This window comes from Mycobacterium dioxanotrophicus (genome assembly GCF_002157835.1).
GTDB lineage: Bacteria > Actinomycetota > Actinomycetes > Mycobacteriales > Mycobacteriaceae > Mycobacterium > Mycobacterium dioxanotrophicus.
In genome coordinates this window covers 1,112,514-1,125,271 of sequence record NZ_CP020809.1, presented here as the reverse complement: position 1 = coordinate 1,125,271, position 12,758 = coordinate 1,112,514, and the positions used below count along the sequence as shown (strand labels likewise).

Here is a 12,758-nt window from a genome sequence, read left to right as displayed (position 1 = left end):
CCGATGGTAAACAGTCAGCTATGGAGATCCTGGCCACCCGGATGCTGATTCGGCCGGTCGACTACGCGAAAGCACTGGAGTTCTACCGCGACGGCATCGGTCTGGCGATCGCCCGGGACTATCCGGGCGGCACGGTGTTCTACGCCGGGCAGTCGCTGATCGAATTGGCCGGCCATCACTCCCCCACCGAATCCGGAGTCTTCCCCGGCGCCCTGTGGTTGCAGGTGCGCGACCTCTACGCCGCCCAGGCCGAACTGCAGAGCCGCGGGGTGCCGATCACGCGGGCCGCCCAAGAGGAACCGTGGGGTCTGCACGAGATGCACGTGACCGACCCCGACGGCGTCACGCTGATCTTCGTCGAAGTACCCGACAACCACCCGCTGCGCCACGACACCAGGGATTGAGCCGTCAAATAACGAAAACCCCTGCCGCGGCAGGGGTTTTCGTGTTATGAGCTCAGCGAGTCGGCGTCGCCAACGGCCAGCCGACCGAGGCCAGCCGGGACGCCACCTGATGAATCTCCTCGGGATTCGGTGCCTTCTCGGTGATCTGGTGGATCGCGCGGTGAATCTCGTCGTCGGTCACCGGCGCATCGCCGTTGCTGGACCGCAGGATCGTCTGCGCGGCCTTGATGATCTCGTCCTCGGTGAGCGAGCGCTTCAGCAGCGCCAGCAGCGGAAAGTAGTCCTTGGGCGGAACACCCTCCGGGTAACCCTGGTGCAGCCAACCCAGAACGTTGTCGATGACACTCGTGCCTTCTGTCATGGTGGTCAGCTCACTTAGGGAGGAAGGGGACGGGGTTGAAACCGAAGTGGTGGATGATCGTGGTCCTGGTGATGTAGAGGATCGCGATCACGATCACCGCGGCCACCACCGCGAACAGCAGCAGTCCGAGGGCCTTGAGCGCCTGATTGGGCGCCGAGACCGTGCCGTCCTCGTGCGTGCCCCCGGCACCGCTGGAGTACGCCACCAGGCCGCTCGCGAACAGTGCGGGCAGTCCGGCGCCGAGAATCAGTCCGACCACCAGCACCTTGAAAATGGCTTCTACATAAGTCATCTGTCAGTCCCTATTCGTTGCGTCTCGGAGTCCGGTCAGACCGCTGCGGCTTTGTCGCCGCTTTTGGTGGCCTCGCGGACCTCGGCGGGCACGACGGAGTTGGTCGAATCGTCCCAGTCGGCGTTGACGTTCTTGGAGTCGACCTTCTGCTGCTGGGCACGCCACCACATGTAGCCGGACAGCGCCACCAGGATGAGGAAGATCAGGCCGTCGCCGGCCAGAGCCGAACCGGTGAGCGACTCGACACCCTCGGAGAGCCAGAAGGACAGCGCACCGACGATGCCCGCGGCGGGCAGCGTGACCAGCCACGCCAGCGCCATGCGGCCGGCGACCGCCCAACGCACCTCGGCGCCGGGCTTGCCCACACCGCTACCGAGGATCGAACCGGTCGCCACGTGGGTGGTCGACAGCGCCATGCCGGCGGCCGAAGAGCTCAGGATGACCACTGCCGAGGAGGCCTCGGCGGCGAAGCCCTGCGGGGACTCGATCTCGACGAGACCCTTGCCCAGCGTGCGGATGACGCGCCAGCCGCCGATGTATGTACCCAGGCCGATGGCCAGTGCGCAGGACAGGATGATCCAGAACGGCAGGCCGTCCTTCTTGACGTCACCGGTCAGGTGGCCGGTGGTGATGAGCGCGAGCGCGATGACACCCATGGTCTTCTGCGCGTCATTGGTGCCGTGAGCCAGAGCGACCAGCGAGGCGGTGGCGATCTGGCCCCAGCGGAAGCCCTCCTCGCGCCGCTTCTTGATGACGTTGCGGGTGATGCGGTACACCAGCCAGGTGCCAACCGCGGCAACGATTCCCGCGATCAGAGGCGACGCGACGGCCGGGATGAGCACCTTGGAGATGACGCCGCTCCAGTTGACACCACTGCTGCCCAGCGCGGCGAGGCCGGCACCGATCAGACCGCCGAAGAGCGCATGCGACGAGCTGGACGGGATACCGAAGAGCCAGGTGAGCAAATTCCAGAGGATGCCGCCGATGAGGCCCGCGAAGATGATGGTGAGGCCGGTCGACGAGGAGATCGACGGGAGCAGGTGGCCCGTTTTGCTGTCCTGGACCTTGATCACCGATGTGGTGACGGTGACAGCCACTTCGACGGAGAGGAACGCGCCGACCAGGTTGAGGATGCCGGCAAGAAGAACAGCCGTCTTGGGCTTGAGGGCGCCCGTCGCGATCGAGGTCGCCATGGCATTGCCGGTATCGTGAAAGCCGTTTGTGAAGTCAAAAGCCAGTGCTGTTGCTATCAACAACACCAGGATGATCAGCTCTGCGCTCATGGCGCTAATTCTGAGGGACTACTGGCAATTTTGACCAGCTGAAGCATCACCCGGTTTAGCCCTCCCAACAGGCAATTCAACTTGTTCGGCGATGAGTTCACCGATTGTTCATCTTAGGGCTTCAAGGCGTTTGCCCGTGGCAACAATCAGCCGGACTCCTGCGATATGTTCACTGTGATCCACAGCCCCCGACGGCACTACCATCGATGCAGTCTCCGTCGCATGTCCCGGGATCCCCGCCCGGTCCCCCATCAGGAGTTGCCGCAGTGAACACGTTCCTCGCCAAGATCGCGGCTTGGCTGAAGTCCGGCTACCCGGAAGGAGTGCCCGACGCCGACCGGGTACCCCTCCTGGCGCTGCTGGCCCGCCGTCTCACCAACGACGAAGTCAAGGCCGTCGCCCGCGACCTCATCAACCGAGGAGAGTTCGACCAGTTCGACATCGGGGTGCTGATCACCCAGATCACCGATGAACTGCCCCGTGCCGAAGACGTCGAACGGGTACGCGAGCGCCTGGCCGCGAAGGGCTGGCCGCTGGACGATCCACGCGACAGCGAAACCGGCGAAGAGCGCCCCGACGGCAACGAGGGGCCGGCATAGCCACCCTGCGTCCGGTCAGCGTCGGCGAAGCGGCGCCACTTCTGCCGGTGCTGGAGAACCTGCTGGCCGGCCGGGACGCGGCGATCCTCCCGGTGCCTGCAGCCGACGAGCGCCAGGCGGCGCTGCTCACCACAGCGCTACGCGCCGGCTCACCGATCGATGACGACGTCGCAGTGGTGGTCTCGACATCGGGCACCACCGGTACTCCCAAGGGCGCATTGCTGACCGCGGCGGCATTGCGGGCCAGCGCCGACGCCACCCACGACCGGCTCGGTGGTCCCGGCCGGTGGCTGTTGGCCCTGCCGGGCTATCACATCGCCGGGCTGCAGGTCCTGGTCCGCAGCGTCGTCGCCGGCACCACACCGGTGTCGATCGCGCCCTCCTTCGACGTCGACGATCTGCCCGGCGCGATTGCGGCGATGGGCTCAGGGCGGCGATACGCATCGCTGGTCGCAGTGCAGCTCGACAAGGCGCTTCGCGACGCCGGCGCGGCGGCCGCGCTCGCCGAGCTCGACGCGGTGCTCATCGGCGGAGGCCCGATGCCCGCAGGCGTTGCCGAACGAGCCGAGGCAGCCGGCGTCACGGTGGTGCGGACGTACGGGATGAGCGAAACCGCGGGCGGCTGCGTGTACAACGGGGTGGCGCTCGACGGGGTGACGGTGCGCATCGTCGACGGCCGCATCGTCCTGGGCGGCGCCACCGTGGCGAAGGGCTACCGCAACCCGATCAGCCCGGACCCGTTCACCGAACCAGGATGGTTCCGCACCGATGACATTGGCATGCTGGATGATTCGGGTGTCCTGCGGGTGCTGGGCCGGGTCGACGACGCGATCAGCACGGGCGGGCTGACCGTGCTGCCGCAGCTGGTCGAGTCGGCTCTCGCGACGCACCCGGCGATCGCCGACTGTGCGGTGTTCGGGGTCGCCGACGAACGACTCGGCCAGCGCGTGGTGGCCGCGGTGGTACTGTCCTCGGCCGCCACACCCGAGGTCGCCGAGCTGCGCGCCCACGTCGCCCAGACGCTCGACGCGACCGCCGCGCCCCGGGAGGTCCACATCGTCGACGAACTACCGCGGCGCGGCATCGGCAAGCTCGACCGGCGAGCCCTGGCAACCCGATTCGGCTGAGCCTCGGCACGGACCGGACAAATCGGTTGCAGGCTTGGGCATCATGGACTCATGCCCCAGCAAGTGACATCCGTGGACCAGCTGCGTGCCATAGTCGGGTTCCCCAACACGTACGTGGCCAACAAGGTGTCGCCGCGGCTCTCGGAGGTACAGCAGGACTGGCTGACGCACTCCCCGCTGGGCTTCGTGGCGACCACCGACGCCGAAGGCCGCGTCGACGTCTCCCCCAAGGGCGACCCACCCGGCTTCGTGCACATCATCGACGACACCACCATCGCCATTCCCGAGCGGCCGGGCAACAAGCGGGTCGACGGGTATCTCAACGTGCTGCAGAACCCGCATGTCGGCACGGTGTTCCTGATTCCCGGCCGCGGCGACACCCTGCGGATCAACGGCACCGCCAAGATCCTTTCCGACGCAGACTATTTCGACGCGCTGGTGGTCGACGGCAAGCGACCCATCCTGGCACTGGAGATCGCTGTCGAAGAGGTGTTCTTCCACTGCGCCAAGGCATTCCTGCGTTCTGACGCGTGGAAGCCCGAATCGTGGAACCCGACGGCGGTGCCGAGCGTGGCGCAGCTGGCCAAGGCGTTCAAGCCCGACCTGAGCCAGCGCGAACTCGACGACTACTACAGCGAAGACAACCTGCGCAAAATCCTCTACTAGGCAGGGGCTTTCACCAGAACCGCGCGGGTGTAGAGCAGCTGGAAGCCGCGCCGCTGCACGTTCTGCTGAGATTGCGAACCGGGCGCGGTGGTGACGACGGCGATGTCACAGCCGGCGGCCGCGGCGTCGGCCAGCCGGGTGGCGAGCAGCGCCGTCTGCACACCTCGCCTGCGGTAGGCCGGAGCGGTCGCCGCGCCGGTGAGCTGGGCGATACCGTCGGCGAAGCGGGCGCTGCCACCGCCGGCCACCACGCCGTCGCACAACGCGACATATGCTGTGGCGCCGGCTTTTTCCATGTCCCGTTCGACCCGTTCGATGACGTCGCGGGGAAACTCCTCATGGCTGGGCACGCCGACACCGTCCGGGTGGGCGAACCCGTCCACCACCACGTCCACCCACGCGGCCAGGTCGTCGGCGCGCCGAACCTCGATGCCGGGCACCACCTGCTCGTCGCCGGTCGGAACCCGGCCGAGAATGTCCTCGAACCCGGCCACGTGGTAGCCACGAGCGGTCAGCATCGCCGCGATCGCCGGATCCGCCAGAGTGGACAACTCCACCTGAGTGGCCGCACCGCGGCCCGCCATCATGTGTTCGACCTCGCCGAGCAGCGCGGTATCCGGCACCCCGTCGAAGCCGAGCCCCACCACCTTGTTCAGCGGCGAGTGCGGTTCGGCGAAGCAGGCGTATCCACCGGCCACCGGAACTGCGAGCACATCGGCGCCGCGGCCGGCCGCCGCGTGTGTCGCGGCGACGATGAGCTGCGTCTCGGCCCGCTCGATACGGGCCGCCAGGTCAGTGCCACAGAAGAGTACGTCGGTGTCCACGTTGGCTACCTTCACATCGTCGAGCACATTTCTCCAGAGGTTTTACGCTGCGCGTCCCACGCCTCGCCGAGCGTCCACAGCGCCACCCCGATGAGCACCAGATCCTTGAGCAGGAATTGCCCCGGCTGCGCCCCGAGCACCGGGATGGGTCCCGCATGGTTGACCACCACTCCGGGTGTGGTGAACAGAAAGCTCAGAGTGCCGAGGAACAACACGACGGCCATGGCGCTGCCGATGGCCGAAAGCCGGGGCCACCACGGCCGCAGCGCGATCAGGACGGCCGCGGCGATCTCGGCGGAACCCAGCGTCGCCGCGACCGCTCCTGCGCTGAGAAAGTGATAGATCCACGACATCAACGGGCTGTGCTCGATGAGCACGCGGGCCTCCATCTTCACGTATTTGCCCACACCGATCCACGCGAGCACGATCACGAGCCCGTAGCGACTCACAATTTGGCCGGCGGCAGTGAGACGTTCTGGTAGCACTGTCATGAGTTCCACGATGCGTGCAATGTCGACCGAATCCCATGGCTCGCCCGCCGACGTCACCGAATGGTCAGACGCGGCCGCGGGAGGCCCGTTTAGGCTTGAGCGCATGCAGATCGGACGCCGGGAGGCTGCCGCGGTGATCATCGGTCTGGTCCTGGTGGTTGCGGCGTTCGTGGTGCCGCACCTGCACCTGGGCATCGTCACGCCGCTGATCAAAAGCACGGCCGCGCAGATTCACAGTTTCGCCGACACCGCACCGATTTTCGGCTGGTGGAACGCGCACGTCGGGTGGGGCACCGTCCCGGCGGTCGTCATCGCGGCGGCCGCTGTGTGGTGGGGTCCGACACTCGCGCAGCGGGTTCCGTGGCGGGCTCTGCCCGTCACGGCCTGGGCCGTATCAGGCGCGTGGGCATTTTCGCTCGCCATGATCGACGGCTGGCAGCGCGGTTTCGCGGGCCGGCTCACCGCGGCGCACGAGTACCTGAACCAGGTGCCGACGATCACCGACATTCCCGAGGCGCTGCGCACCTTCTCATCGAGAATCCCTGGCCATCAGCCCGATTCGTGGATCACCCACGTCTCCGGGCATCCGCCCGGTGCGCTGCTGACGTTCGTGTGGCTGGATCGCCTGGGGCTGAGCGGTGGCGCGTGGGCCGGATTGCTGTGCCTGCTGGTCGGTTCCAGTGCCGCCGCGGCGATCGTCGTCGCGGCCCGTGTCCTCACCGACGAAGCCACCGCACGCCGGGTCGCGCCGTTCGTGGCGGTGGCGCCGACGGCCATCTGGATCGCGGTCTCGGCCGACGGGTATTACGCGGGTGTCGCCGCATGGGGAATCACCCTGCTGGCCTTGGCAGTACACGGCAGGCACCGAATCCTGTGCTCCGGTGCGGCCGGCCTGCTGCTGGGCTGGGGCATCTTCCTCAACTACGGGCTGGTTCTCATGGCGCTGCCCGCGCTGGCGGTGCTGGTGACCGCGCCCGATTGGCGGGCCGCGCTGCGCGTACTGGTACCTGCCGCGGTGACGGCGCTGGCGGTGGTGGCCGTGTTCCTCGCCGCAGGCTTCTGGTGGTTCGACGGTTACACGCTCGTCCAGCAACGCTATTGGGGCGGTATCGCCGCCAACCGGCCGTTCCAGTACTGGTCGTGGGCCAACCTTGCCTCGGTCGTGTGTGCCATCGGTCTGGGCAGCGTGGCGGGGATCGGCCGGATTTTCGACGCGGCCGCGATCCGTCGGCAACCAGGACTGCGGCTGGTACTGATCGCCGCGCTGGTTTCGATCCTCTTCGCCGATCTGAGCATGTTGAGCAAGGCCGAGACCGAACGCATCTGGCTGCCGTTCACGGTGTGGCTCACAGCCGCGGGCGCGTTCCTGCCGCCGCGCTCAGCGCGGCTCTGGTTGGCGGTCAACGTGATCGGCGCGCTCGTGCTCAACCATGTCATCCTGACCAACTGGTGAGAGCCGCTTGCACAACCCGTACACCAGCACACTCAGCCATACCACGCCCAGTGAAACCGCCAGCCCCAGTGGATAATCGCGGTCCAACACCGTCATGTTGTCGGGCCGCATGCCGGGCCTGCCGTACACCGGCACCGCGAGCAGCACCAGCATCACGCTGCACAACACCGCCACGGCGATGGGTGATCGGGAACCGGCCGGGATCAGCCGGTGACCCACCCACCCCGCCGCCGCGCACAGCGGGGCGAAGACAAAATCATGTACCACCACCGCGACGAGCGCCCACACCACGATCCGGACGATGATCACCGGCGGGTTCTGCCACACCAGCAGCGCACCGTAGCCGCCCAGTGCGATCCCGGCCACCGCCAACAGCACCCGCGTCGCCGTCATCCCACCACCTCGATCCGTGACAACCATTTCGTCTGCAGCACACCCGGTCTGCTCGGGGCGATCAGCCGGCACGGATAGCCGTGGTCGAGGTCAAGGGGTTCGCCGTTCAGCCGCAACGCGATCAGGGTCGCGCTGTCGCGGGCATGCCGAGCCGGCAACACCGTGCGGGAGTACGGACCCGGTGGTTCCAGCGAGATCATCCGCACATCGGAATCCGGGACGCCGCCGACCGTGGCGATCAGATCGGCCAGAACCACCCCGGTCCAGACCGCGTCGACACTCCATCCCTCGACACACGCGATCGGCAGCGTCCGGGTGGCCTGCGGCAGCGCCGCGAGTTCGGCACGGGTGAAGGTACGAACCACGGCGCCCTTCGTCACCGTCAGCCGGTAGTCGGATGAGGTCGCACGCTGTAACACGCCGGCCGCAACCGCCGAGCGGTTCACCGGAACCGCTTGCGGCCCTTGCCCGGAGCGCGGCGCGAGAACCGACACGCGGCGCAGCAACGGCACTGTCTGTCCCGCTGTGGCGAGTGTCGCCAGCGCCACCGCCAGCCAGGTACCGCGCAGGACGGTGCGCCGGGTGGGCCCTTCCGGTGCCTGACCGAATGGCTCGAGCGGCTCGTCCAGTGCCTTGCGGATCACCGGCAGTTTGACCGCCAGATGGACGAGCACGGCACCGGCAGCAACATAAGCCATGGCGTAGTGGGCCGTGGTGAAGAAGAACTTGAAGGCGTACCACTGCGCGATGTTCATCAGGCCGGTGGACAGCTGAAACAGCATGGCGCCGACCAGGACCAGGATCGAGAACCGCTCCAGCTGGCGGGCCACTCCGCCGATCAGGGGGCGCTCGAACAGCTTCGGCCACACCGACCACAGTTTGACCACCAGCAGCGGGATGGCGGCGATGCCCGAGATCACATGCAGCCCCTGGGTCAGCCGGTACAGCCACACCGGCCGGGTGGGCCAGAAGAACCAGGGTTGCGGATGCTGGATGAAGTGGCTGATCAGTCCCGTCACGAAGCAGACCGCCACCGCGACACCGAGCGCCGCCCCGACGCGGACGGTCACGGCGGTTCCCCGCAGCGTCACGACGCCTCTCATGCCGCTTCCAAGGCTGCGATCACCCGGGTGCCGACCGGATGGGTGGCGGTCACCGTCAGGCCGACATCACCGGCGAGCCGCGCCGCACAGTCCAACCCGACTGTCGCCCAACGGAACCAGGGGCCAATGCTGCGCACCGACTCCAACCGGACCCACGCCGCGTCGACTCCCTCTGCCGCCGTATCGAATTCGACCAGACACCGGCCACCCCGGCCGAGCAGCTCACCGGCCCGCTGCAGCACCCGCCAGGGGTCACCACCGAGCCCGACGTTACCGTCGGCCAGCAGCACCGTATGCCAGCGGCCGGTACCGGGCAGCGGCGCGAACAGATCCCGGCACAGCACCGGCGCGCCACTGCTGCGGGCCAATTCGACGGCGGTGCGGGACAGGTCCACGCCGAGGGCGGGCAGCCCCCGCCGCACCACGCCCGCGACCAACCGCCCCGGTCCGCAGCCGAGATCGAGCGTCGGTCCGGAACACAGGTTCACGATGGTTTCGTCAAACCTGCTGTCACACCTGCTTGCTCTGGCCCCGCCCAGCCAGCTGTACACCGGCAGATGCCGCATGCTGCCGTCGCCGCGCCGGATCCAACACTGCTCCCCGTCAAGTGCCTGGTCGTAGAGCTGTCCGTGCACGTCATAACCCCCGGGTCGCCCGGACGAAACGACTGCCGGCAGGACAGACCCGTCGCACGTCGTCGACGTCGTCGACCGTGTCGAAGTCGGCCAGTTCGGTGGCCAGCGCTACCGTCGCACCGGTACTACGAAGGGCAGCAAGGGTTTCCACGCCAGTTCGCGATGTCGACATCTCGACGTCGGCCAGGCACGCCGCCGTCCGGCAGTGCCGCACCCCGAGAATCCACCAACCGCCGTCGCGCGCCATTCCCAGCACCGCGTCGGCGCCGGACAGCGCATTCGCACACTCGTCGAGCAGGGCGCCACTCACCTGTGGCGTGTCCATCCCGATCTGCAGGACCGGCAGCCCCGTCGCCGCGGCGGCGTCGGCGTGCGCGTTGGCGAGCCGTTCGGCGAAATTCTCTCCGCGCTGGGGTACGACGATGAAATCCGCCAGCCGGTCGCATATCTCGTGGCCGCGGCGGGCCTGCTGGAGGTCGCCGGTCAGCGCCACCACGCGGGCCTCGACTGCGGCAGCGACCGCCGCGTCCAGGGTGTCCAGCAGCGCCGCGGCAGCGATGTCAGCGGCCGCCTCGGCACCGATACTCGCGGCCAGCCGGGTCTTGGCCAGCCCGGGAACCGGTGCCTTGGCAACCACCAGCACTGCAACGGGTTTCATCTGATCACCCGCCAGAAGTCCAGTGCGGCAACGGCACTGCCCCGCACCGAGCCACTCACCTTGGACTGGCCTCCGGTACGCGGCCCGTAGGTCACGTCGCGTTCGACCACGCGCCAACCGGCCTGCGCCGCGCGGACCAACAACTCCAGCGGATAACCCGACCGGCGGTCCGTCACCCCGAGCCCGATCAGGGCGTCCCGGCGCGCCACCCGCATCGGCGCGATGTCGTGTACCGGCAGCTGGTACCGCCGCCGCAACCGCCAGCACACCGCCGCCGTGCCGAGCCGGGCATGCCAAGGCCAGCGCAACCCGGCGACCGGCCTGCGCCGGCCGATCACCAGATCGGCACCGCGATCCAGTTCTGCGATCAGCTCGGGTAGCTGCTGCGGGTCGAGCGAGCCGTCGGCGTCGAGGACAGCCACGATCGGTGTTACGGCGGCGACCACCCCGGCGTGCACCGCCGAGCCGTACCCGGGTCGCGGCTCGGCCACCACCGTCGCGCCCAGCTCCCGGGCCACCTCGGCCGTCCGGTCGGTGCTGTTGTTGTCGACGACCAACGGGCGGTACCCGTCCGGCAGCGCGGCCAGGACACCGGGCAGCGACTGCTCCTCGTCCAGACACGGCAGCACCACGGTGACCAGCGCCGGTTCAGGGGCCATGTTCTCCGACGGTAGGCCGCCCCGGTCCCCGTGGCCAGCGGCCAACCATGACGAAATCGTGACATAGCCGCAGGTCGCGGCCCTGCAGCAGTAACCTCGAACGATGACCCGGGTACTCATCGCCGACGATGACACCGTGGTGCGCGACGTGGTGCGGCGCTATCTGGAACGCGACGGACTCGACGTCTCGGTGGCGCACGACGGCACCGAAGCCCTGCGGCTGCTGGACACCATGCAGATCGACGTCGCCGTACTCGACGTGATGATGCCCGGTTCCGACGGCCTGTCGCTGTGCCGAGATCTGCGCCGCGACGGCGACTACAGCATGCCGGTGATCCTGCTGACCGCGCTCGGCGAGGAGGACGATCGCATCGCCGGGCTGGAGGCCGGCGCCGACGACTATCTGACCAAGCCGTTCAGTCCCCGCGAGCTGGCTTTGCGGGTGCGCTCGCTGCTGCGGCGCAGCTCCGGGCCAGTCGGGTCGGTGCCCGCGGAAATCGCCGTCGACGATCTGCACGTATCGACCGCGGCGCGCTCGGTCACGCTGGCGGGGCGGCCGGTCAGCCTGACCAACCGCGAGTTCGATCTGCTGGTGTTCCTGTTGACCAACAGCGACACCGTGTTCTCTCGCGAGGATCTGCTCAAACGGGTGTGGCGGTGGGACTTCGGCGACCTGTCCACCGTGACAGTGCACATCAAGCGGTTACGGTCCAAGCTCGGCGATCAACACCGGATCCAGACGGTGTGGGGACGCGGCTACCTGTGGAGTACCGGTGCAGAACCTCGCTGAGATCATCGGATGGGCGCTGGCCTGCTCACTGCCGGTGGTGCTGGCCGGGGCGATCATCATCCGGTTCGCACGGTCGTGGTCACTGGCGGTGAGCATGGTGGTGCTGGTGCTGATCCCGACGCTGGCCACGTTCACCGGGGTGCTGGGCGCCAGCGGATTCATGATCACCGCGACCTTCGAGCAGACCGCGGTCGTGCTGGTGATCGTGTCGGTGGTGACCATCCCCGCGGCCGTCATGCTGGCCCGCTACCAGGCCCGGCGCACGGTGTGGGAACAGGAGATCCGCGATTCCGAACGAGCGGCCGAACATTCGCGCCGCCAGTTGGTGGCGTTCGTCAGCCACGACCTACGTACCCCGCTGGCCGGTATCCGCGCGGTATCCGAGGCCATCGCCGACGGTGTGGTCACCGACGACGAGGTCAGAACCCAGGCCAAACACATTGAGCAGGAATCGATCCGGCTCTCCGAGATGGTCGACGACCTGTTCGAGATGTCGAAGATCAACGCGGGTTCGGTGCAACCGGTACGCGAGCAGGTGGCGCTCGACGAGGTGGTGGCCGACGTGATCTCGACCCACCGGATAGCAGCTCGCAACGCGGGCGTGCGGTTGACGGCCGAACTGCCGCCGCAGCCCGTGCGGGTATTGGGCAGCGACCGTGCCCTGGTGCGGGTGCTGTCGAATCTGGTGGCCAACGCCATCGCGCACACACCCGACGGCGGGGCCGTGACGCTGACCCTCGGCGCGGACGCCGACGGCGCATGGGCGCACGTCGACGACACCGGCGTGGGCATCGACGAGGCCGACCTGCCCCGGGTCTTCGATGTCGCGTACCGAGGTTCCAACGGCCGTGTGCCACGCACGGATTCGTCGCTTCCCAGCGGATCGGGGCTGGGGCTGACCATCGCGGCGGGCCTGGTACAGGCGCATGGCGGCACGCTGTCGGCCCGCAATCTGGACACCGGGGCGCGCTTCGAGGTGCGCTTGCCGTTGGCGCTCGACACCGTCGACTAGCGCACACT

Annotated in this window: 17 protein-coding genes; 7 read left to right on the top strand and 10 right to left on the bottom strand. The window is 68.0% G+C overall.

Features of this window, described 5'->3' with window-relative positions:
* The first annotated feature begins 20 nt into the window (after positions 1-20).
* Positions 21-404: a VOC family protein gene (locus BTO20_RS05420; protein ID WP_087074015.1), complete on the top strand. Its 384-nt coding sequence runs from the start codon at positions 21-23 to the stop codon at positions 402-404.
* A gap of 52 nt (positions 405-456) precedes the next feature.
* Here the strand turns inward: BTO20_RS05420 and BTO20_RS05415 are convergent, their stop codons facing one another.
* From BTO20_RS05415 to BTO20_RS05405, 3 genes are read right to left on the bottom strand one after another with little or no spacing between them, the layout of a single operon-like run.
* Entirely contained in the window at positions 457-765 is a 309-nt protein-coding gene (locus tag BTO20_RS05415; protein ID WP_087074013.1) for a DUF3349 domain-containing protein, read from the bottom strand.
* Between the two features lie 10 nt (positions 766-775).
* Positions 776-1,057: a hypothetical protein gene (locus BTO20_RS05410; RefSeq protein ID WP_087074011.1), complete on the bottom strand. Its 282-nt coding sequence runs from the start codon at positions 1,055-1,057 to the stop codon at positions 776-778.
* 35 nt (positions 1,058-1,092) lie between these two features.
* Positions 1,093-2,340: an inorganic phosphate transporter gene (locus BTO20_RS05405; protein ID WP_087074009.1), complete on the bottom strand. Its 1,248-nt coding sequence runs from the start codon at positions 2,338-2,340 to the stop codon at positions 1,093-1,095.
* A gap of 266 nt (positions 2,341-2,606) precedes the next feature.
* Here BTO20_RS05405 and BTO20_RS05400 point away from each other — a divergent pair, with 266 nt between their 5' ends.
* From BTO20_RS05400 to BTO20_RS05390, 3 genes are read left to right on the top strand one after another with little or no spacing between them, the layout of a single operon-like run.
* Positions 2,607-2,939 carry a DUF3349 domain-containing protein gene (locus BTO20_RS05400; RefSeq protein WP_087074007.1) on the top strand — a complete coding sequence of 111 codons (333 nt, stop codon included), beginning with the start codon at positions 2,607-2,609 and terminating at the stop codon, positions 2,937-2,939.
* Between the two features lie 41 nt (positions 2,940-2,980).
* On the top strand, positions 2,981-4,066 hold the full coding sequence (menE, locus tag BTO20_RS05395) for an o-succinylbenzoate--CoA ligase (RefSeq protein WP_408632181.1): 1,086 nt from the start codon (positions 2,981-2,983) through the stop codon (positions 4,064-4,066).
* 51 nt (positions 4,067-4,117) lie between these two features.
* On the top strand, positions 4,118-4,732 hold the full coding sequence (locus BTO20_RS05390) for a pyridoxamine 5'-phosphate oxidase family protein (RefSeq protein WP_087074002.1): 615 nt from the start codon (positions 4,118-4,120) through the stop codon (positions 4,730-4,732).
* Here the strand turns inward: BTO20_RS05390 and BTO20_RS05385 are convergent.
* Positions 4,729-5,556 (bottom strand): GNAT family N-acetyltransferase, encoded by an 828-nt coding sequence (locus BTO20_RS05385; protein WP_087081656.1) that lies wholly within the window; start codon positions 5,554-5,556, stop codon positions 4,729-4,731. The genes BTO20_RS05390 and BTO20_RS05385 overlap by 4 nt on opposite strands.
* Positions 5,557-5,567: 11 nt before the next feature.
* Complete coding sequence (locus BTO20_RS05380; RefSeq protein ID WP_198344465.1) at positions 5,568-6,041, bottom strand: DUF417 family protein; 474 nt, start codon at positions 6,039-6,041, stop codon at positions 5,568-5,570.
* A gap of 109 nt (positions 6,042-6,150) precedes the next feature.
* On the opposite strand from BTO20_RS05380, the gene BTO20_RS05375 reads away from it, so the two are divergent.
* Positions 6,151-7,500: a hypothetical protein gene (locus BTO20_RS05375; RefSeq protein ID WP_087074000.1), complete on the top strand. Its 1,350-nt coding sequence runs from the start codon at positions 6,151-6,153 to the stop codon at positions 7,498-7,500.
* On the opposite strand, the gene BTO20_RS05370 is transcribed toward BTO20_RS05375, so the two are convergent.
* From BTO20_RS05370 to BTO20_RS05350, 5 genes are read right to left on the bottom strand one after another with little or no spacing between them, the layout of a single operon-like run.
* Entirely contained in the window at positions 7,426-7,893 is a 468-nt protein-coding gene (locus BTO20_RS05370; protein ID WP_087073997.1) for a hypothetical protein, read from the bottom strand. The two genes, BTO20_RS05375 and BTO20_RS05370, sit on opposite strands and share 75 nt — an antisense overlap.
* Positions 7,890-8,996, bottom strand: a complete 1,107-nt coding sequence (locus tag BTO20_RS05365) for a molybdopterin-dependent oxidoreductase (RefSeq protein WP_198344265.1) — start codon at positions 8,994-8,996, stop codon at positions 7,890-7,892. Before BTO20_RS05365 ends, BTO20_RS05370 begins: the two co-directional genes overlap by 4 nt.
* Positions 8,993-9,631 (bottom strand): methyltransferase domain-containing protein, encoded by a 639-nt coding sequence (locus BTO20_RS05360; protein WP_087073995.1) that lies wholly within the window; start codon positions 9,629-9,631, stop codon positions 8,993-8,995. Before BTO20_RS05360 ends, BTO20_RS05365 begins: the two co-directional genes overlap by 4 nt.
* A 1-nt stretch (position 9,632) precedes the next feature.
* Positions 9,633-10,289: a TIGR04282 family arsenosugar biosynthesis glycosyltransferase gene (locus BTO20_RS05355; protein WP_087073993.1), complete on the bottom strand. Its 657-nt coding sequence runs from the start codon at positions 10,287-10,289 to the stop codon at positions 9,633-9,635.
* Complete coding sequence (locus tag BTO20_RS05350) at positions 10,286-10,948, bottom strand: glycosyltransferase family 2 protein (RefSeq protein ID WP_087073991.1); 663 nt, start codon at positions 10,946-10,948, stop codon at positions 10,286-10,288. The genes BTO20_RS05355 and BTO20_RS05350 overlap by 4 nt, the downstream gene beginning before the upstream one ends.
* A gap of 103 nt (positions 10,949-11,051) precedes the next feature.
* Here BTO20_RS05350 and BTO20_RS05345 point away from each other — a divergent pair, with 103 nt between their 5' ends.
* Together BTO20_RS05345 and BTO20_RS05340 are read left to right on the top strand one after the other, a co-directional pair.
* Complete coding sequence (locus tag BTO20_RS05345) at positions 11,052-11,738, top strand: response regulator transcription factor (protein WP_087073989.1); 687 nt, start codon at positions 11,052-11,054, stop codon at positions 11,736-11,738.
* Positions 11,722-12,750 carry a sensor histidine kinase gene (locus BTO20_RS05340; protein ID WP_087073987.1) on the top strand — a complete coding sequence of 343 codons (1,029 nt, stop codon included), beginning with the start codon at positions 11,722-11,724 and terminating at the stop codon, positions 12,748-12,750. Before BTO20_RS05345 ends, BTO20_RS05340 begins: the two co-directional genes overlap by 17 nt.
* The last annotated feature ends 8 nt before the right edge of the window (positions 12,751-12,758 follow it).